Annotated in this window: 18 protein-coding genes and 2 pseudogenes; 9 read left to right on the top strand and 11 right to left on the bottom strand. The window is 61.3% G+C overall.

The annotated features are described in order from the left end of the window. Positions 1–494: 494 nt before the first annotated feature. Entirely contained in the window at positions 495–1,637 is a 1,143-nt protein-coding gene (locus tag KH389_RS26210; protein WP_213606537.1) for a hypothetical protein, read from the top strand. Between the two features lie 367 nt (positions 1,638–2,004). Here KH389_RS26210 and KH389_RS26205 read toward each other — a convergent pair whose 3' ends face one another. Together KH389_RS26205 and KH389_RS26200 are read right to left on the bottom strand one after the other, a co-directional pair. After that, positions 2,005–3,879 (bottom strand): UvrD-helicase domain-containing protein, encoded by a 1,875-nt coding sequence (locus KH389_RS26205; RefSeq protein ID WP_213606535.1) that lies wholly within the window; start codon positions 3,877–3,879, stop codon positions 2,005–2,007. Further along, a complete protein-coding gene (locus KH389_RS26200) occupies positions 3,876–6,185 on the bottom strand; it encodes an AAA family ATPase (RefSeq protein WP_213606533.1) in 2,310 nt (769 codons plus the stop codon). The genes KH389_RS26205 and KH389_RS26200 overlap by 4 nt, the downstream gene beginning before the upstream one ends. A gap of 187 nt (positions 6,186–6,372) precedes the next feature. Between KH389_RS26200 and KH389_RS26195 the strand changes: the two genes are divergently transcribed. Further along, positions 6,373–6,678 (top strand): hypothetical protein, encoded by a 306-nt coding sequence (locus KH389_RS26195; protein WP_213606531.1) that lies wholly within the window; start codon positions 6,373–6,375, stop codon positions 6,676–6,678. Between the two features lie 53 nt (positions 6,679–6,731). Here the strand turns inward: KH389_RS26195 and KH389_RS26190 are convergent. Continuing rightward, a pseudogene (locus tag KH389_RS26190) lies at positions 6,732–6,938 on the bottom strand (magnesium chelatase domain-containing protein); the annotation flags it as partial. Positions 6,939–7,094: 156 nt separating this feature from the next. On the opposite strand from KH389_RS26190, the pseudogene KH389_RS27440 reads away from it, so the two are divergent. Further along, a pseudogene (locus tag KH389_RS27440) lies at positions 7,095–7,208 on the top strand (GNAT family N-acetyltransferase); the annotation flags it as partial. A 42-nt stretch (positions 7,209–7,250) separates the two neighbouring features. Here KH389_RS27440 and KH389_RS26185 read toward each other — a convergent pair. Next, positions 7,251–7,514, bottom strand: a complete 264-nt coding sequence (locus KH389_RS26185; protein ID WP_213606529.1) for an accessory factor UbiK family protein — start codon at positions 7,512–7,514, stop codon at positions 7,251–7,253. 341 nt (positions 7,515–7,855) lie between these two features. Here KH389_RS26185 and glnK point away from each other — a divergent pair, with 341 nt between their 5' ends. From glnK to sutA, 3 genes are all read left to right on the top strand, one after another. Next, positions 7,856–8,194, top strand: a complete 339-nt coding sequence (gene glnK / locus KH389_RS26180; protein ID WP_002555808.1) for a P-II family nitrogen regulator — start codon at positions 7,856–7,858, stop codon at positions 8,192–8,194. A gap of 41 nt (positions 8,195–8,235) precedes the next feature. Continuing rightward, positions 8,236–9,561, top strand: a complete 1,326-nt coding sequence (locus tag KH389_RS26175) for an ammonium transporter (protein WP_043863350.1) — start codon at positions 8,236–8,238, stop codon at positions 9,559–9,561. A gap of 465 nt (positions 9,562–10,026) precedes the next feature. Then, on the top strand, positions 10,027–10,350 hold the full coding sequence (gene sutA / locus KH389_RS26170) for a transcriptional regulator SutA (RefSeq protein ID WP_043863351.1): 324 nt from the start codon (positions 10,027–10,029) through the stop codon (positions 10,348–10,350). Between the two features lie 160 nt (positions 10,351–10,510). Here the strand turns inward: sutA and KH389_RS26165 are convergent, their stop codons facing one another. From KH389_RS26165 to lptM, 6 genes are read right to left on the bottom strand one after another with little or no spacing between them, the layout of a single operon-like run. Beyond that, on the bottom strand, positions 10,511–11,206 hold the full coding sequence (locus tag KH389_RS26165) for an HAD family hydrolase (protein WP_213606527.1): 696 nt from the start codon (positions 11,204–11,206) through the stop codon (positions 10,511–10,513). Further along, a complete protein-coding gene (gene xerC, locus KH389_RS26160; protein ID WP_043863356.1) occupies positions 11,203–12,102 on the bottom strand; it encodes a tyrosine recombinase XerC in 900 nt (299 codons plus the stop codon). The genes KH389_RS26165 and xerC overlap by 4 nt, the downstream gene beginning before the upstream one ends. Beyond that, on the bottom strand, positions 12,102–12,839 hold the full coding sequence (locus KH389_RS26155) for a DUF484 family protein (protein ID WP_213606525.1): 738 nt from the start codon (positions 12,837–12,839) through the stop codon (positions 12,102–12,104). Before KH389_RS26155 ends, xerC begins: the two co-directional genes overlap by 1 nt. Before the next feature lie 13 nt (positions 12,840–12,852). After that, a complete protein-coding gene (gene dapF / locus KH389_RS26150; protein ID WP_043863358.1) occupies positions 12,853–13,683 on the bottom strand; it encodes a diaminopimelate epimerase in 831 nt (276 codons plus the stop codon). 4 nt (positions 13,684–13,687) lie between these two features. Continuing rightward, positions 13,688–14,935 carry a diaminopimelate decarboxylase gene (gene lysA / locus KH389_RS26145; RefSeq protein WP_043863359.1) on the bottom strand — a complete coding sequence of 416 codons (1,248 nt, stop codon included), beginning with the start codon at positions 14,933–14,935 and terminating at the stop codon, positions 13,688–13,690. Positions 14,936–14,948: 13 nt separating this feature from the next. Continuing rightward, on the bottom strand, positions 14,949–15,083 hold the full coding sequence (gene lptM / locus KH389_RS26140) for an LPS translocon maturation chaperone LptM (protein ID WP_043863360.1): 135 nt from the start codon (positions 15,081–15,083) through the stop codon (positions 14,949–14,951). 195 nt (positions 15,084–15,278) lie between these two features. Between lptM and cyaY the strand changes: the two genes are divergently transcribed. From cyaY to rnk, 3 genes are all read left to right on the top strand, one after another. Further along, positions 15,279–15,611, top strand: a complete 333-nt coding sequence (cyaY, locus tag KH389_RS26135; protein WP_213606523.1) for an iron donor protein CyaY — start codon at positions 15,279–15,281, stop codon at positions 15,609–15,611. A gap of 1 nt (position 15,612) precedes the next feature. After that, positions 15,613–15,828, top strand: coding sequence for a DUF1289 domain-containing protein (locus tag KH389_RS26130; RefSeq protein ID WP_043863362.1), 216 nt, complete (start codon positions 15,613–15,615; stop codon positions 15,826–15,828). Between the two features lie 153 nt (positions 15,829–15,981). After that, the gene (gene rnk, locus KH389_RS26125; RefSeq protein ID WP_043863363.1) at positions 15,982–16,401 is read left to right on the top strand and encodes a nucleoside diphosphate kinase regulator; all 420 of its coding nucleotides are present in this window, start codon (positions 15,982–15,984) and stop codon (positions 16,399–16,401) included. Here the strand turns inward: rnk and KH389_RS26120 are convergent, their stop codons facing one another. Next, entirely contained in the window at positions 16,402–19,251 is a 2,850-nt protein-coding gene (locus KH389_RS26120) for a class I adenylate cyclase (protein ID WP_213606522.1), read from the bottom strand. Between the last annotated feature and the right edge of the window lie 162 nt (positions 19,252–19,413).

Genomic DNA, 19,413 nt, shown 5'->3' with positions numbered 1-19,413 from the left:
TCAGGCAGCAGTCAATCGCCAATGACAAGGGTCGCTGCCGGTGAGGCACTCCAAGGGGCCGACTTTTCACAGATCGAAGCTGAGTATGCTCAGGCATTTGCGGTGGGTAAGACCTATCCGTCCTTGATGCACAGCGCGCCGCCGTTTTCTGGGTCGCCAAGCAGTTCCAGAATGCCATCGAATACGTACTCTTCAGCGAGGCCGTGGTGAATGTGTGGGCCTAGAATGGACTGGTTGGGACGGTCGCCCTGCCGCGGCCGCTGGGGTTGTCGCGAACGGCGCTAACTCGTTTAAGCCCCATTGCGCGTTGTGCGTATTGGGGCTTTTTTGTATCCCGTTCGTACTGCAATGGTCACTTTCGGTGAGGTAATCTCTTCGGCTGACAATTTTGAACGCTGGTAGGAGCCTGGGTGTAGCGGGGCGGCTCTGTTGTCGTCTAAGCCCGGAGCTTTATAGTAACCAGCGGCCAGGCAGCGCAACCAAGGAGTACAGGCATGATGGATTTTCCTGAGGATCTGCAGCGTGAGATTACATACCGTGGTGGGCTGGATCTGCCAAGGCACGCTGACGCATGGACTAGGCATCTGATAGCTCAGGTCATCAAGGCCATGGAGCAGTATCGAAGTCGAGTAGAGCAGATGTATTTCGTTCAGGCTGGCATCGAACTGAAGTGCGCTGTTTACAACTCGCATGAGGCTGCGGCGTTTTCCTATCTCTCACCAGCATCTCACCCAAAGAAAATCGCCTTCATCGGCGTTAGCTACGGCTTTATTTTCAACAGCGTCTGTTTGGCAAGCCTGATGGCCGCACGCCGTGACATGCTCTCAGAAGTTGGCTCGCCAGACCTTGAAAAGGGCTCGGTATCGCTGACCTATATGCCTAGCACCATGTCCGACTCAGAGCTGCATGCTTTAGAGCCAATCTGTAACGTTCGGAAGGCGTTCTCGGCGTTCCTGGCTGTGCGCTTTGTCGAAAGCATTTTCATGCATGAGGCTAGTCATATTACACGTGGCCATTTAGGGCTGAAGCAGAGTGCTGGCTTGCGACCTAGCATAAGCGGAGGTCGTCCAATCTCTAACCTGGAACCGCTGACTCTGCAGGCGATAGAGTTTGACGCAGATGAAGGGGCTGTTGAGGAGGTCTTCAATTATTTCAGCGTCGTGCAGGAGCAGCTTTCAAAAGGGGCGATCACTAGCTCGGATGGTGCGGCTATCAAGGGGCTGGAGTCCTTGTACGCAGATTCCCTGAGAGCGGCTAAATTTGCCTTTCAAGTGATGTACTTGCCATTAAGGCTATTTCAGCACACAAGTTGGGAGCGAAAGTACCAGGCGGGGCAGTCTCACCCTCTGCCACCTATTAGAATGCTCTACCTTGTATATGTGTTTAGTGCAGGAGTTTTGAGTGATGAAGAGTTCGGCCTAAGTACCGATACTGCCAAGGAAACGGTACTGTCCTGGGCTGCTGAGTGCGAATCCAACTACATGGCGTTCTGTGGTGAGCCCATTGATGCTCAAGGTTTACTGAGTGCTTGGCACTCGCCAGAGTCAACGGATTACATTGGCGAGATTCAAGCAGAGTTGATAAGGCTGGAGCCGCTATTGGCTAAATATAAAATGCCAGTTAGATCTGAGCCTTAACGTTAGCTTGCTAAGCCATGCTGGTGTCAGTCCAGACCTGGAATATGTGGGCTAAAGATTACAGTGCCGCCCCACGGAGCGGTACTGCAAGGCTGGGTTACGGATGCTGACGTACAGCTAAATACGGACGGTCTATCCTTTTCATAAGCGGAACGCGAGGTAACAATAACCGGTGCCCGCCTGTTTGGGCTTAAAAAGGGGCTGACGGTAAGCGTCCGGCCAACTCACCATGCGTAAGTCAGGCCGGTAGCCGTCCTGCAGCTTCATCTTGTTGAAGCTGCCGCCGAAGGCGACGGTGAATAGGCGTTGCGCCCAATCGGCAGCGTTGCAAGGTTGAGCGCCTGTGCCTGCCCCCTCAAGAGCTGCTTTAAAGCACTACGACCTCTTCGGCTGTCAACCAGCCAGCGTCAATGACTCTATCCCTCGCAGCCTCTGGCTGAGAGCTGTAAACCACGATAGCCAAGCTCTCCTCTGCACGACTGCAGGTGACGTACAGAAGCCTGCGTGTGCGTGACAGCGACGTATCTTTACCCTCGCTCTCATTCTTCATATCTGTGGCGGAGGCAGGTGTAATACCGAGTAATTTCTCGTAGCTGAACAGAAAACCACCAGCTTCTTCGTCGTTCAGGATGACCATCACGCGGGGAAACTCCAGGCCTTTGACGCCCTGATGGGTACCGTAGGGCGAGAGGCCATTTGCATAGCCTGCGAAGGCCGCCATCTCTGAGTAACGACGCCCTAGGACAACCCGATAAGCATGGATTTCTAGCGCCTCGCGATCGGACGTTTCTGGTACTGGGTCTGCAGTGGCACCTTGAGCCATTGCAGCAACGAGTCGATCAGGCAGCGCAAGCAAACCCGAACTCTGGAGGATTTGAGCCACCTCTTCAATCAAGGGATTGTTATCTTTGAGCATCTCGCAGAGTGCATGGGTCGCGACCCCAACAGACTCCAGCAGCTCGAATTGATTGTTGCCAGCCGCCTCCAGGTGCTTAGGATCAAGCAAAGGAGAGCGCAGCCGCACCGCCTCCATGAGCGTGAAATCATCCGAACGGGCTGCGGCGACGATTGGAGCGACCCCATCGAAGAAAACCTTGAGGATGGGTAGCGTACCGTCCATCAGCGCGGTATTCAGATGTGCAACTGCATAGAGCGGAGCGAACACGCCTTCAAACCCCATCCGACGGGCAGCCATCTTGTGCTCTAGGATCAGCGTCTTGCGGCCATCCCTGCCGGTGGCCCACTGAGCATCACCCGTGATCTCTGCCATTTGCTCAGCGATCTGGTCTTCCAAGCTGAAATCCTGCCCGGGCGCTTGCCGGGTGCAGAACATACGTACGGCACCTTGGGCAGCTTCCGGCGTTGGTATCTGCAGATGATCATCGGCGCCGGCGCGGATATTGTTGATCAATTCGACAACCCGAATCGGGCAACGGCGATTGATACGTTTTTCAGGCTTGGCCCAATCTGGTGGTATCGCCGCATCAAGCCCTGGCTTCCCGTCGCTATAGATACGCTGCATCGTGTCGCCGAGCAGTCCTAAGCAAAATCTCCCAGGAATCGCTGCCTGAGCTTTCAGAAATGCATCCATGAGAGCGCCATTCGTATCTTGGCTTTCATCGATGAGCAGCACCGGATGCCGATCCGCCATAACATCGAGTAAAGGCGGCTGGGGTAAAAACGCTGCAGACATCTGGATGACTTCACTGTGGTTCAGCGATTGCCTACTTACGTTGTCTCCCGTCGGGCTGTAGGTAAATTCAGGAATTTCATCAAGGGCCGCCAAACGACGAGCTTTGCTATCCCGGCTCGCCTGGTTAGCCAGAGACGTCTTGTTCACTGTTCTCGCCCGACCGAGCCTGTCGTCCAACTCAGCGATGTCGCTCGCAAGTTTGATACGTAACCATTCACGAATATCGTCGTTGAAGCCCTTGATCATCTTCCAAGAGAAAGCATGAATGGTTGAGACCTCAACCAGCGGATCGTGCTCAAGGCGACGTGCGATTTCCTCACAGGCTGCGTTGGTGTACGTGATGATCGCTATTTGCCGCCCCTCAAACGTGAGGCGCTGACGCTCACGTTCCTTGAGTGATTTCACCGCTACGACGAGTGAGTGGGTCTTGCCTGAGCCGGCACCGGCGTATAGGAAGAAACTACGTGGCGTCTCCAGGTTCAGGCATTCCTGGATAACGTCATCCGCAGTCGGCGTGACTTCATCGGCGACATCCTTTATGGCACTCATTCGGCAGTCACCTCGACACTGGCCGTCGGGATAATCAAGAGCTCCTTGCTCTTCTTCTGCAGCTTTTCTTCTAACCAGGCGAGCCCTTCCCGGATGTATTCTGGAACAGCGACCGTGGCGAAGTCGGGGTCTCCAAGCACCTGTAGCGCGAACTCCGCCTTGTCACCCGACCTGAGCGCGTCGAACAAAGCCTTACCAAGGTCGTCTGCACTTGCAGAATCACGCAGCGCTTTGGCGAAAGCCTTGGTCAGACCCCGCCCCTGCTTCGTTGCAAAGTGCTGCACATTGCTCAGCACCAGACTGTCTTCAAACGTGTTGGGCAGCGCCTGGACTTCACCTTTAGTCTTAGGTAGAACGATGTTAATGGGTGTCTGATACGCAATACGGATCGCAAACAAGTGGTCTATATGCTGCGATTTTTGCTCCCCATCCAGATCCAGCAATGTGTCGACATCGTGCCCTACTCCCAGGGCGGTTACCCAACTACGCAGGGTGGGGTTGTTGGTTTCTTGTTTGGCCTTGCGCTTGACGGGTACAGCTGACTTCTTCAGTCCGGCGTCCAAATCCGTGATCACCAGGGTCACAATTCCCAGCACATCGATTAATGGCCTTAGGCGATGTGCGTGACTGCCTCCAATATCCAGGATGGTGATGTAGCAACGATCAAGGAAGGGAAATTGACTGCGTAAGAAATGCGGCAACATCATTCGTTCCGCAGCGCCCTCAACCAAGATCACCGCGTCAGCGAAGAAGAGATCGGCATGCTGCGCTCGCAGGTAACGAGTCACAAATTCTTTGGTTTGCCTGTGACGGTTTTTGTCACCAAACACTGTGCTCAAGTTAGAGACGGTTGACACCGGTATAGGTACACCAGCCATTCCTGCGGGTAGCCTTCGGAAATACCGAAGGTTCGCATAATCAGTCTCATGAGCAACATGGCTGGAGTGGGAGCTCACCACTAGCTGTGTTTTGAGCCTCGGGTATTTCTTGAGAAGCGGCTCATTACATAGGACATGATACGCGTGCTTGATGAAGGCTTGTTGTACTTGGACATGGAGATGAGCTTCGGGCTCCTCAATCAGCACGAGGTGGATCGGTTCAACGCCTGCGTCGGACTGCTCCTCGGTATTTTTGTACTTCCTCAGCCACTCATCCCGAAATGCCATCAACTGGAAGATCATTGAGATCAGGTTCTGATAACCGAGGCCGTTGGATGTCTCGGGGAGTCGCATGGGAGGAGCACCAGGTGCGCCTGCGACCGAATCCAACTCGAACAGAACCGCAGCTTCATGGTTCATGCCGTCCGTAGGGGAAAGCCGGGTTTCTACCCTGATCGCCGGGTCAGTATTATTTGGATAGCCCAAGCCTGCGACCTCCACAAGTGCAGGAGCGAAACTGGAGGTAAGTCGGGAATCGAAAGCCGACTGAGCAGCTTGAATGGCAGTCAACGCTTCCAAGTCCGAAATGTCAGGGCTGTCACCAGGATCCAGATGCCGGCTGTAGTAAGCACGCAATTGCTCCGTTAGTTTTTTCCCTGAACCACCTCGTCCCTCAGTGACGGACTCCTCGGCGCTATCACCAAAGCCGCGCTGCGCATTGATCTCGTGCACGCGTATGAGATCGGTCAGTGGATTGCTCTCCAGAGGAAGTGCATTCGCAGATAGTGTTTGAAGGCGAGCGTGACGAGTCTTGGGATCTGGTTCACAGAGCTGTGCCGGGTCGAGACGATACCAGCGTATGGTGAACATCGCTCCCAAGCGCCGGTTTAAATAGTCGTGCAGACTTTGCGGCCAAAGTGAGAGGGTGGGCGGAGTTTTTCCTTCCTCGGTCTTGCTCAATATCTCCTGCAACAGCGTTTTTACGCGGTTACGCTCTTTCCGATAATCGGTGAAGAGTTTGGCCATATCCTTAGGCTCAAGCCTAAAGCGCATCCCGACGCAGCCGCCTTTCCAGGCAAAATTAGGAATCAGATCCTTGATGTAATGCAACTCTCCTTGCGAGGCTTCCACCCATAAGTCGAGGGTAGGTAACCAGTGCGTCCAATGGTTTGCCGCTGGTATTTCAAAGGTTTCGTCAGCCTCTTCCCACTCGGCACCAATGGCATTAATGGTCGTGAGGTGAGCAAGCGTTAAATCCTGGAGGCGGAAAGCGCTCGCCTTCGAGAGCAGAAATTTACGCAGCGCCAACATCGCCGAGGACTTACCACTGTTGTTGGCCCCAACCAAAAGGGTGGTTGTGCTTGCTAGATCTATTCGAACGGACAGGAGCTTGCGGAAATTCGCGATCTCCAAGTACTGGATCTGCATAGCCTCTTCCTTGTGACGGCGTAAGGTAATACGCCGGGCTGATAGAATCTAAAACTCTAGCCCAATGCCTGCAGTGCTCCAATAGACGTAGAGAAGAAAGGGTACGGGAAATATACCCTGCACAGGTCAACTCGGTGTCCACCGATGCGGCAGCAGTTATTCGATCTCGCTAGCCTTCTGCGTTGGCATGTACGCGCACTTTTATCCGATTGGCGCGGCGGCTGGTGAACAGATAAGCGCAGTGCGGCTTCTCAACACCGAATACCGCGATCATACGTGCCAGTGCTGTGTTCGTGCCGACGCGCATGTTCATGAGCTTGGTGGCGAGCCATTTTTACGGTTCGTCCGCTTCGGGCATTGCTCCCTGTTCGTCTGGAAAATCCACCTGGCATGCGGCGACGTCGCCGCATGCGATGCTGATGGCTATCTCAATATTGCAGAAAACAGTGTGGACATCGTCATAGCTATGGACGTCCATACCTATGATGTCTAGCGCCATGCGTACGGGCTCCAAATCGTGTCCATACCCTCAATCATTGACCTTTAGACGTTGAGGGTGATGCGCCGCGCGGGGAACTCCAGGCCGGAGTTGAGGATGGCGCTGCGCACACGGTCCTTGCTTTCCTTCACCGTGGCTTCGGGCAGGCCGACCAGGGTCAGGTTGGGCAGGCCGTTGGCCAGGTGCGCTTCGATGGTGACCGCAGGGGCCAGCACGCCCACCTGGGCGCGGCTGTGGACAAGGGCGAGGGACATGCACACTCCATGATCGGGACAATGCCGCGTCCTGCGGCTGGGGCAAGGATAGTGGTGCGCGCGCAGGGTGCGCGGGGGAGAGTGAGTCGAGGTTTTGCAGCGGTTGACGGGGCCAGGGGCGCTGGTCAAGATCACGGCGCCCCGGTGCAGCCTTCGGGCCGCGACGGCGTGCGTGCCAATGGCTTCTATCGCCGCTTGGGGTGGGAGGTGGTGGCGCAGTTGGAGGAGGGGGATGTGCGGTATGAGAAGGTGAGGCAGGCCCCTGCATGACCCTGCAGGCGCCGGCCCTACCGACGAAGGCTGCGCTGCGCTCTACTCGGCAGCCGCCGGGCTCAACCGCGCTTCCATCTCTTCGACCTTGGCCTCCAGCGCCTCCAGGCGTGCGCGGGTGCGGGCCAGCACTACCATCTGGCTGTCGAACTCCTCACGGCTGACCAGTTCCAGCTTGCTGAAACCACTTTGCAGCAGCGCCTTGAACTGGCTTTCCAGTTCGCTGCGCGGCTGCGCGGTGTCACCGCTGAACAGGCGCGAGGCCTGGCCGCTCAGGGCATCGAGAAAGGCTTTGGGCGCGAGCATGTTGGTCCGTCCGGTAAATGCAAAGAGGCGGCCAGTGTAACACGCACCCCACGCCCGCTCGCCCCGCACGCTTTTCGCGCATTCCCCCGATCGGTAGCGCACCGTTTTTGTGCGTGTTTGCGCTGCTGGCGACTGGCCAATTCCACGCAAGGCACGCAAGCCGTTGTAATTGGTGGCTTTGGCAGACATGGCAAGGTTTCTGCTTAGAGCCAAGTGACTCATGCACTGGTGTCGGGCCTTGGGATTGAGGCCGACGAAGCGTTACAAAGCCAGGCACTGCGCTTAGACTTGAGACGGGTTTGTTTTCCTGGGGCAAGTCCACCAATTCGGGAGAGAGTTTCATGAAGCTAGTCACTGCCATCATCAAGCCATTCAAGTTGGACGACGTGCGCGAGTCGCTGTCCGAAATCGGCGTGCAGGGCATTACCGTCACGGAAGTCAAAGGCTTCGGACGGCAGAAAGGCCACACCGAGCTGTATCGCGGTGCTGAATACGTAGTCGATTTCCTGCCCAAGGTGAAGATCGATGTCGCCATCGACGACAAGGACCTGGACCGGGTCATCGAGGCGATCACCAAGGCGGCCAACACCGGCAAGATCGGTGACGGCAAGATTTTCGTGGTCAATCTGGAACAGGCCATCCGCATCCGTACCGGTGAAACCGATACCGACGCGATCTAAGTAACGCCGCCCCAAACCCCAACGCCCCAGGAGATAACAATATGACTCTGCGTCAGTTCGCAGGGCTAGGAGCCCTTTTGTCCCTCGTAATGCCTGGCATGGCCATGGCAGAGGAGGCAGCCGCCCCCGTGCTCAACTCCGGCGACACCGCCTGGATGTTGACCGCCACCGCGCTGGTGCTGTTCATGACCATCCCGGGCCTGGCGTTGTTCTACGGCGGCATGGTGCGTTCCAAGAACGTGCTTTCGGTGATGATGCAGTGTTTCGCCATCACCGGCCTGATCAGCATTCTGTGGATGGTCTACGGCTACAGCCTGGCGTTCGATACCACGGGTATGGAAGAGGGCGTGGTCAACTTCAATTCCTTCGTCGGCGGGTTCTCCAAGGCCTTCCTGGCCGGCGTCACCCCCGCAAGCCTGACCTCGTTGTTCCCCGAGGCGGTGTTCATCACCTTCCAGATGACCTTCGCCATCATCACTCCGGCCCTGATCGTCGGTGCCTTTGCCGAGCGCATGAAGTTCTCGGCCATGCTGATCTTCATGGCCGTGTGGTTCACCCTGGTCTACGCACCGATCGCGCACATGGTCTGGTCCGGTGCCGGCGGCCTGATGTGGGACTGGGGCGTACTGGACTTTGCCGGTGGCACCGTGGTGCATATCAATGCGGGTATCGCGGGCCTGGTGGCGTGCCTGGTGCTGGGCAAGCGCAAGGGTTTCCCGACCACCCCGATGGCCCCGCACAACCTGGGCTACACCCTGATGGGCGCGGCCATGCTGTGGATCGGCTGGTTCGGCTTCAACGCCGGCTCCGCAGCCGCTGCCAACGGCACCGCCGGCATGGCCATGCTGGTGACCCAGATCGCCACGGCCGCCGCTGCGCTGGGCTGGATGTTCGCCGAGTGGATCACCCACGGCAAACCCAGCGCCCTGGGCATCGCCTCCGGTGTGGTGGCAGGCCTGGTGGCGATCACCCCGGCTGCGGGCACCGTAGGCCCGATGGGCGCACTGGTGATCGGCCTGGTATCGGGTGTGGTGTGCTTCTTCTGCGCCACCAGCCTCAAGCGCAAGATGGGCTATGACGACTCCCTGGACGCCTTCGGCGTGCATGGCATCGGCGGCATCGTCGGCGCGATTCTCACCGGCGTGTTCGCGGCCCCTGCACTGGGCGGCTTCGGTACCGTCGAAGATATCGGCGCACAGGTCTGGGTGCAGGCCAAGGGCGTGGGCTTCACGGTGATCTACACCGCTATCGTCACCTACGTGATTCTGAAGGTGCTGGACCTGGTGATGGGCCTGCGGGTCAACGAAGAGGAAGAAGCGGTCGGCCTCGACCTCGCGCAGCACAACGAGCGTGGCTACAACCTGTAACATGCTCGAAAAAACATGCCCGGCTTGCCGGGCATTTTTTTGCCTGGATTTTGTCCATCCAAGGGCACGCAAACGGTTTCCACGGGGGCATTTGCAGGCGCTTGACGCTGTAATGGCCATCAAGCATAAAACTTACAGCGAACAAGGATATTTAGGCACTTTGCTTTTTCACACATCACGCTAGAATGCGCGCCGTAGGGTGCGGATGACCTGTCCGCGCACTTCGATACCCTTTGCTAGGCTTGGCATTGAACAGGCCGCTCACGGCGGGGTCAGCTGGTGAAGCAATGCCGGCAGCTCTTTCTTTTTGTCGGGCCCTGCACGGGCCCGCACGGTGCTCGCCAGGTGGTAGGGCGGGCGCCGCTGGCCGCGGGCTACCCGTGGCCCTGGATTTTTCCGGCAGTGGCCGCACCTGGCGCTGTTGGTCTATAACTTATCTGCTTTTCGCAAGTCATGAGGTAGAACATGAGCGACGATGATCTGGAAAACGACGACCTCGAAGTGGGCGACGAAGACGATACCGATGAAGGCCTGGAAGCGGCTGCCGACGACGTTGCCGATGACAGCGGTGACGACAGCCCCGCACCGGTAGCCAAGGGCAAGTCCAAGGCTGCGGTCTCGGTCGACGAAATGCCCAGCATGGAAGCCAAGCAGAAGGAGCGCGACGCGCTCGCCAAGGCGATGGAAGAGTTCCTGTCGCGTGGCGGCAAGGTGCAGGAAGTGGAGGCCAACGTGGTCGCCGATCCGCCCAAGAAGCCAGACAACAAGTACGGTAGCCGTCCTATCTGAGGGGTGCCGTCGAACAGAAGAGCCCGCCGTCGCTGCGGGCTTTTTTGTGGGTGGCGTTACGGGTTGCCGCTGCTGACGCTATGGCGGGGCAGGCCCGCTCCTACAACGGTCACCGCAACCCTTGTGGGAGCGGGCTTGACCCGCGATGGGGCCAGCGGGGCTAACGCCAACTGAGCAACAGCTCAGGCAACTGCGACAGGCGCTGGATCTCGGCATCCGGCTGCCCCTCGGCCGTCCACGCCTTGCCCTGCGGGTTGAACCATATCGCGCGCAGGCCGGCCTGCTGGGCCCCGGCGATGTCGTCGCCCGGGTGGTCGCCGATATGCACGGCATTGCCGGCCTCGGCCTGGCCCTGGCGCAATGCTTCGAGAAACGGTTGCGGGTCGGGCTTGCCGATGCCCAAGTCCTCGGCGCACAGGGCGAACCTGAAATAGTCGGCCAGCCCCAGGCGCCTCACGTCGGCATTGCCATTGGTGACCACGCCCAGGGTGTAGCGATGGCGCAGCACCTCCAGCACTGGCTGCACCTCGGGGAAGATATCCACCTGGTGGCGCGCATGCAGGAACACTTCAAAGCCCTCGTTGGCCAGGGAGTGGGCCCTGGCTTCGCTGTAGCCGACGTCGCTCATGGCATGGAACAGCACCTTGCGCCGCAAGGCGCTGATGCGATGCCGCAGGCCCGGCTCGGCCTGCACCAGGCGCTCGCGAATGGCATACAGGTGCTCCACCGGCACCGCGCCCAGGTCGGGTGCATTCGCCGCCAGCCAGTCGCGCAGCACGGCCTCGGCACTGACAATGACCGGGGCGGTGTCCCACAGGGTGTCGTCCAGGTCGAAGGTGATCAGCTGAATGCTCATGAGTCACTGTCCTTGCTGCGTTTGGCCCTTGGGTGGGCGCTGTCATAGACGCTCGCCAGGTGCTGGAAGTCCAGGTGAGTGTAGATCTGCGTGGTGGCGATGTCGGCATGCCCGAGCATTTCCTGCACCGCACGCAGGTCCTGGGACGATTCGAGCAGGTGGCTGGCGAAGGAGTGGCGCAGCATGTGCGGGTGCAGGTTCTGCCCCAGCTCGCGGCTGCCCGCCGCCTGGACCCGCAGCTGGATCGCCCGCGGGCCCAGGCGCCGGCCTTGCTGGCTGACGAACACCGCGTTGTCCTGCGGGGCGCTGATGCCGCGCAGCGCCAGCCACTTTTCCAATGCCTCTCGGGCTTTGCGGCCTACCGGCAGCACGCGGGTCTTGCTGCCCTTGCCATGCACCTGCACCAGGCCGGCTGGCAGGTCGAGCTGATCGAGATCGAGGTTGGTCAGCTCCGACAGGCGCAGGCCCGAGGAGTAGAACAGCTCGAGCATGGCCTGGTCGCGGCGGGCGAGAAAGTCGTCGTCCACAGCGCCTTCGAGCAATTGCAGCGCGCGGTCGGTATCGAGGGTCTTGGGCAGCCGGCGCTCGCCCTTGGGCGCGGCCAGGCCGTTGGCCGGGTCGTGGTCGCACAGGCCTTCGCGGTTCAGGTAGCGGTACAGGCCGCGCACCGCCGAAAGCATGCGCGCCAGGCTGCGCGACGACTGCCCGGCATGGTGCTGGCGCGCCACGAACTGGCGCAGGTGCTGGATCTGCAGGGCGCTCCAGCTGGCGATGCCGGTTTTCCCGCAGTAGGCCAGCACGTTGGCCAGGTCACGCCGATAGGCCAGCTGGGTATGCTCCGACACCTGGCGCTCGTTGCGCAGGTGCGCGATGAACGCGTCCAGCTGGCGCTCCATCAGCGTACCGGGCGCAGGGTCTGGGTAAAGCGCGGTAGCACGCGGCCGAGCACTTCGGCGATGTAGCTCAGGAACAGGGTGCCGACGCTGCTCTTGTAGTGCTGCGGGTCGTGGCTGGCGATGGCGAGTACGCCATGCAGGCCCTGATAGTCGAGTGCGGCGACGGCACTGGAGCCGACTTCGGGGCGCTGGGCCTCGCCGAACAGGAAGTCCAGCTCGTGGTCGCGCAGGGTGCCGCTGACTGTCTTGCCCGCGCACAGCAGGCCGCCGATGGCCTGTTGCGCTTCGGTCGGGTTGACCCAGCGGCCCACGGGCGCCACGGTATCGCCGAACAGGATCAGGCTCACGAACGGCACCTTGAACTCCTGGCGCAGGCTGTCCTCGACGGCCATCACCACGGCCTCGAGGCTATCGGCGTCGAGCAGGTCGAGGATCAACCGGCGGGTCTTCTCGAACAGCCGGTCGTTGTCGCGGGCCACGTCCATCAGGTGCGAGAGGCGGTGGCGCATCTCGATGTTGCGGTCGCGCAGCAGCTTGAGCTGGCGCTCCACCAGCGACACGCTGTCGCCGCGCTGGTGAGGGACCTGCAGCTCCAGCAGCAGGTCGTCATGCTCGGCGAAGAACGCCGGGTTGGCACGCAGGTAAGCCACCACGTCCTGGGCCCCGACGCTGGGCGTCGAGCCCTGGGTGTCGGAGGCGTCGGGCTCTGCGGTGGGCGTGTGGGGCTGGTCGGTCATGGCTGGTACTCACTCATAGGCGAACCTGTCCTTCATACACGCGTACGGCAGGGCCTGTCATCACTACAGGCCGGCCCGGGCCGCCCCACTCGATGGACAGGCGCCCTCCGGGCAGGTCGATCAGCAGCGGCGAATCCATCCAGCCCTGGCTGATGGCAGCCACCGCCGCGGCGCAGGCACCGGTGCCGCAGGCCTGGGTTTCCCCGGCGCCGCGCTCCCACACGCGCAACTGGGCGCGGTGGCGGTCGATGACCTGGAGGAAGCCGACGTTGACCCGCTGCGGGAAGCGCGGGTGGTTCTCGATCTGCGGGCCGAGGTCGTGCACCGGGGCGCTGTTGATGTCGTCGACGCGCAGCACCGCATGGGGGTTGCCCATCGACACGGCAGCCAGGTTGATCGTGCGACCGGCCACTTCCAGCGGGTAGCTCAGGGCCTGGGCAGGGGCGTCGAAGGGGATCTCGGACGGCACCAGGCGCGGTGGGCCCATGTCGACGCTGATCTGCCCGTCGCCGCGCACATCGAGTTCGATGATGCCGCTCTTGGTCTCGACGCGGATGCGCTTTTTCGCCGTCAGGCGCTTGTCCAGCACGAAGCGCGCGAAGCAGCGCGCACCGTTGCCGCACTGCTCGACTTCGGACCCGTCGGCGTTGAAGATCCGGTAGCGAAAGTCCACGTCCGGATTGCTCGGCGCCTCGACGATCAGCAGTTGGTCGAAACCGATGCCGGTGTGCCGGTCACCCCATTGCTTGGCGTGCTTGGGCAGGATGTGCGCGTGCTGGCTGACCAGGTCGAGGACCATGAAGTCGTTGCCCAGGCCGTGCATCTTGGTAAAACGCAGCAGCATGGGGTCACTCCGGCAGCAGGCTTTCGCCGGCAAACAGCTCGGCCACGGTTTCGCGACGGCGCACTTCGAAGGCCTGATCGGCATCCACCAGTACTTCGGCGCAGCGACCACGGGTGTTGTAGTTCGAACTCATGACGAAACCGTAGGCACCGGCCGAATGCACGGCCAGCAGGTCGCCTTCGGCCAGGTTCAGCGCACGGTCCTTGGCCAGGAAGTCGCCGGTCTCGCAGATCGGGCCGACCACGTCATAGCTGCGCGGCTCGCCATCACGCGGCTGCACGGCGGTCACGTCCATCCAGGCCTGGTACAGCGCCGGGCGGATCAGGTCGTTCATCGCCGCGTCGACGATGGCGAAGTCCTTGTGCTCGGTGTGCTTGAGGTACTCGACGCGGGTCAGCAGCACGCCGGCATTGGCCACGATGTAGCGGCCCGGTTCGAATACCAGCGCCAGGTCGCGGTCGCCCACGCGCTCGCGGATGGCCTTGATGTAGTCGCCGGCCAGTGGCGGCTCTTCGTCGCGATAGCGCACGCCCACGCCGCCGCCCAGGTCCAGGTGGCGCAGGTAGATGCCGCACTCGCCGAGGCGGTCGATCAGCGCCAGCAGGCGGTCGAGGGCATCGAGGAATGGCTCCAGCGTCGTCAGCTGCGAACCGATGTGGCAGTCGACGCCGACGATTTCCAGGTTCGGCAGCTGCGCGGCGCGCACGTAGACTTCTTCGGCATCGGCAATGGCGATACCGAACTTGTTCTCTTTGAGGCCGGTGGAAATGTACGGGTGGGTGCCGGCATCGACATCCGGGTTGACCCGCAGCGAGATCGGCGCGCGTACGCCCATTTCGGCGGCAACCACCTGCAGGCGCTCCAGCTCGTCGGTGGACTCGACGTTGAAGCAGTGCACGCCCACTTCGAGGGCGCGGCGCATGTCGTCGCGGGTCTTGCCCACGCCGGAGAACACCACACGGTCGGCGCGCCCGCCGGCGGCCAGCACACGCTCCAGTTCACCGCCCGAGACGATGTCGAAGCCTGCGCCCAGGCGTGCCAGCACGTTCAGCACGCCGAGGTTGGAGTTGGCTTTTACGGCGAAGCACACCAGGTGCGAAACACCCTGCAATGCATCGGCGTAGCTACGGTACTGGGCTTCGATATGCGCCCGCGAGTACACGTAGGTAGGCGTGCCGAAGCGTTCGGCAATCGCCGACAGCGCCACGCCTTCCGCGAACAGCTCGCCGTCGCGGTAGTTGAAAGCGTCCATGGGGGTCCCTTAATCAGTGCTGGTGCGATTGCGACTTTTTGCCGTCTTTGCCGTCTTCAGGCAGGTACAGTGGGCCTTTCTGACCGCAAGCGGAGACGAGGCAGGCAATCGCGACTAGCGCCGCGAGGGAGGAAATCAGGCGCTTCATGGCGAAATCCTTTGAATTTAAGCAGTATTGCGCCCGAGTATACCGAGCGCCCGGCGCCTTGCCTATGTAGCCGCTGCGCCGTCGGACAGGCGCCCGTGCAGGGTGTCGGCTGCGGGCGTTAACCTTTGCATTCGTGGCGCGGCGCTCGTATCTTGCCCGGCTTGCGTGTGTGCAGACATTTTCGAGGTTCTTGCAATGAGTTTGAGCGAAGCGCGTTTTCACGACCTGGTCGACGCGACCCAACAGGCCCTGGAAGACCTGTTCGATGAAACCGACCTGGACCTGGACATGGAGAACTCGGCGGGCGTTCTGACCATCAAGTTCGACAACGGCAGCCGGTTGATCTTCAGCCGCCAGGAGCCGCTGCGCCAGCTGTGGCTGGCCGACAAGTCGGGTGGTTTCCATTTCGACTATGACGAAGCCAGCGGCAAATGGACCTGTGAGAAGACCGAGGAGCTGCTCGGCGAGATGCTCGAGCGCATCGTCTGGGAGCGGGTCGGCGAAAAGCTCGACTTCGACGAGATCTGAGATGAGCACTGCTGCCAAACCGGCCAAGCCGCTGTACAGCAATGTCAGCCCGGCGGTGCCGTCGCCCTGCATCAGCCTCTGCCGGCTGGACGAGGCCAAGGTGTGCCTGGGCTGCTTTCGCCATGTCGAGGACATTCGCCAGTGGCGCAGCGCCGACGACCAGCGCCGCCGCGAGATCTGCGCCCAGGCACAGGTACGACGCCAGGCGGCCGGCTAGGCTGCGACGGCGAGCCTCTTGTGTATTTATTGTGCTGTGGTAGTGTCGAGGTTGATCGGCCTGGCCGAAAAACATGCAAACCCCGCCCTTGGGCGGGGTTTTGCTTTATAACGCCCAGCACTTTTACCCATGAACAAGGAGTCTGACTGGATCATGAGCACCAAGCCTTCCCTTATCCTCACCCGATTGGACGTACAGCGTCTCGAGCGTCTGATCGATGGCCTCGATGAAAAGACGCAGGACTCGCCGGGTGTGCTCGCCCTGCAGGACGAGCTGGACCGCGCCGAGCAGGTAGTGAGCCACGAGGAGGTTCCGGCCGGTGTCGTGACCATGAACTCGCGCGTGCATTGCCGCGATGAAGTCAGCGGCAAGGACTACCACCTGACCCTGGTGTACCCGAAGGACGCCGGCGCCGAAGGCACGGTCTCGATCCTGGCGCCGATGGGCAGCGCATTGCTCGGCCTGTCGGTGGGCGAGCAGATCGACTGGCCGGTGCCCGGCGGCAAGACCCTCAAGCTCAAGCTGCTCGAAGTCGAGTACCAGCCCGAAGCCGCAGGCGACTTCGACCTCTGATCAGGCCGCTTCCAGCGCCTGGTTCAGCACCCGCTCCAGTTCCTGCTTGTAGCGCAGGTACAGGATGCTCGAGCCCTGGCCTTCGGCAAGCAGGTCGGACAGGTCCAGGTCGGTGATGTAGCAGCGGTAGCGCTGGGCGTCACGGCGCTGGCCGACGATCTCGCGGGCGACCACCGCATACAGCTGGTCGCCATACTCGAGCTCCGAAAACTCCTTCTGGTTGCAGTACAACGTCACCTGCAGGGCGTCTTCGACGCCTGCCTGGATGATCGCCTGCACTTCGTAGGCGGTGCTGCCCAGCGTGGTGGGCGGTGCCTGGCGCGGCTCCAGCTGGCGTGCCCGGCCGATACCGGGGAGCGACAGCTGATAGTAGAGGATGTCCAGCGCGCCCTGTGCCGGCAGCTCTTCCAGCGGCAGCCGTGCGTTGTGCCGGAACACCACCGATTGCAGAAAGCGCTGCAGCGGCAGCAACAGGCTGCTGTCGTCGTGGTAGGGCAGGCGTTGCTGCCACAGCGCATTGAATTCATCCAGCACGTAGACGTCGGCCCAGTTCTCCTGCACCCGGTAGAACACCTGCAGGCACTGCGGCTGGCCCTGGGGCAGCACCAGCGCAAGGTCGTGGTCTTCCAGCACGTTGGCGTCCAGGTGCAGCGGGGTGTACTCGGCACGTTCCTCGCCCAGGTACGCCAACAGTGCATCCTGACTGTCCAGGCTGACCAGGTTGACTGCCCCGTGGTGCAATTCCAGTACATGGGTGTGCTGCTGCACCTGTATCAGGTAGCGATGCCCCAGGCCTTCGGCAAGCAGCGCCTGAGCGGTGGCGAACACCTCTTCGACCCGCTGGGCGATGGCCTGGGCGCGGTTGTGGCAGAAGCAGCGCACGTTCAGCGTAGGCAGGTGGCCCTTGCTGCCCAGGCTGTTGAGGTAGTCACGCAGGTTGCGCATCAGGGCGTGCTCGCCGTCATACCGCTGCACCAGCACTTCGTTCCAGCTGTTGAGGGTCACCTGGTCCAGAGTCAGCACCAGGTTCTCGCGCACCCCGGCGTAGCTCAGCGAGTCGGTGCGCTCGGTGGTCATCAGGATGTTGAGGTCGCGGTGATGCTGCAGCGGGTCGATGCCGACGTTGACCAGCAGCAGGATCTCGTCCGCCACGCTCGGTTGCAGCAGGCGCGCCTCGCTGACTTCCTTGAACGGCAGGGCCACGCTCTGCTGCAGGCTGCCCAGCAGGTTGAACAGCTCGTACTCGCTCAGGTCGCTGCTGCCGGGGTTGAGCGCCAGGCGCGTGGTGCTGTCGATCACCCCGTTGCGGTGCGCCCAGGCCAGCAGTTCGAGCAGTTCGCGGCAGCGCTTGAGCGGCACGAACTGCTCCCACTCATGGGCGTTCAGGTTGCCGCTGTACAGGCTCCAATGGGTTTGCCCAGGCTCCTGGCGATTGGGTGCCTGGACCAGGGTCAGGGTGTCTTCGGCCAGGTCCGGGGCGATGCCCGGGTTGATGAACTCGACCTTGCCGGCGCGCCGCTCGAAGGCGGCGTAGAGGCGTCGGCCCAGCACGTTGAGGTCGCGCTGGTCGAGGCGCGTGGCAGCTTGAGGGTTGCGTGCGAACTGGCCGAGAAAACGGTAGCTGTGGTTGAGTTCGGCCACCAGGATGCGCCGTTCGGCTTCCACCTGGCGCACCTTCCACTGGCTGCGGCTGTCCAGCAGCATCAGCTGGCGCTCGTCCCAGCCCCACTCGCGGGTCAGGCGCTCGAGCAGGTCGCGCTGCCAGCCGCCGCTGCGCTGGCGCGCCAGCAGGCTGATCTTCTTGTTCACCTTCAGGTACAGGCTGCGTCGCACCAGCTCCAGGCGCTGGGCCTCGCCGCGGTGCTGCAGGTACTGCTCGATACGCCGGTACACCATCATGTACGGATCCAGCTCGTCGAGGTCGAGGCGGTTGGCGAACACCGCCTGCTTGAACTGCAGGCTCAGGCACTGCACATGCGGATGTTCGCTGGCATACACCTCGGTCAGCAGCAGCTTGAGCAGCGACTTGTAGGGTGACTCGATGCCCTTGAACAGCTGCCACAACCCGGCGCCCACGAACTCGCCGGGCGGGATGTGGGCCAGGTGGCCGAGGTCCAGGTTCTCGTCGGCGCGGATGAAGCGCTTGGACAGCAGGGTCTGGGTGTAATGCGCGTAGCTGCCTTCCTCGTAGACCGGCACCAGCCACCACAGCGGCGTGCGCCCGGCCAGCCACAGCGCGGTGCGGTAGAACTCGTCCAGCAGCAGGTAGTGCTGGGTGGTGCCGCAGTCGTCGGAACTCAGTGCGGTATTGCGCTCGCCGGTGACGAAGCGCTCCGGCTCGATCAGAAACAGGTGCAGTTCGGCGCCCTGGGACGCGGCCCAGACCTCCAGCAACACGCACTTTCTGCGCAGCTCGCTCAGCTCGGCCTCGCTGAGCCCGGGGGCGTGGCACAGCCACACGTCCATGTCGCTTTCATCGGCCTGGGCCAGGGTTCCCAGGCTGCCCATCAGGTACAGCCCCAGCAGCGGGCGCGGTGGCTGGCCGTGACGCTTGCGGTAGGTGAACGAGCGGGTCAGGCGCTGGGCCTCGGCCAGCGCCTCGTCGTCGGGCTCGTAGCACGAGATGCCCGCCGGAGTGGTGCCCGATACGTAGCCGGGCAGCAGCGGGTGATTGACGTGGAAGAACAGCGCCAGCAGGTTGAGCACCTGCTGCTGGCGGCTCGACAACCCTTCCATGGCGCGTGCCAGTCGACCCTGGTTGATGGCCAGGAAGCGCTTGCGCAACTGGCTGAGCACCTTGCGATCGATGCCTTCGTCGAGGTCGGGTCGAATTTCGTGGGGGTGGTTCATTGCAGGGCTCTAACTGGCCATCACGGGAGCAATGGCGAGTTTAGCCGCTACGGGGCGAGGGGCTGAAATCTATTTGATTTCTGGCGCCATTTTGTCAGCGCCTGACGTATTGACCGGTTGTGGCCTTCGCCGGCAAGGCCGGCTCCTGTACCGATCTGCAGG

The sequence above is a fragment of the Pseudomonas qingdaonensis genome, from assembly GCF_018398475.1.
In the GTDB taxonomy this organism is placed as follows: domain Bacteria; phylum Pseudomonadota; class Gammaproteobacteria; order Pseudomonadales; family Pseudomonadaceae; genus Aquipseudomonas; species Aquipseudomonas palmensis.
Note: the sequence above shows the minus strand (reverse complement) of the source record. Positions and strands in the feature narration are given on the sequence as shown.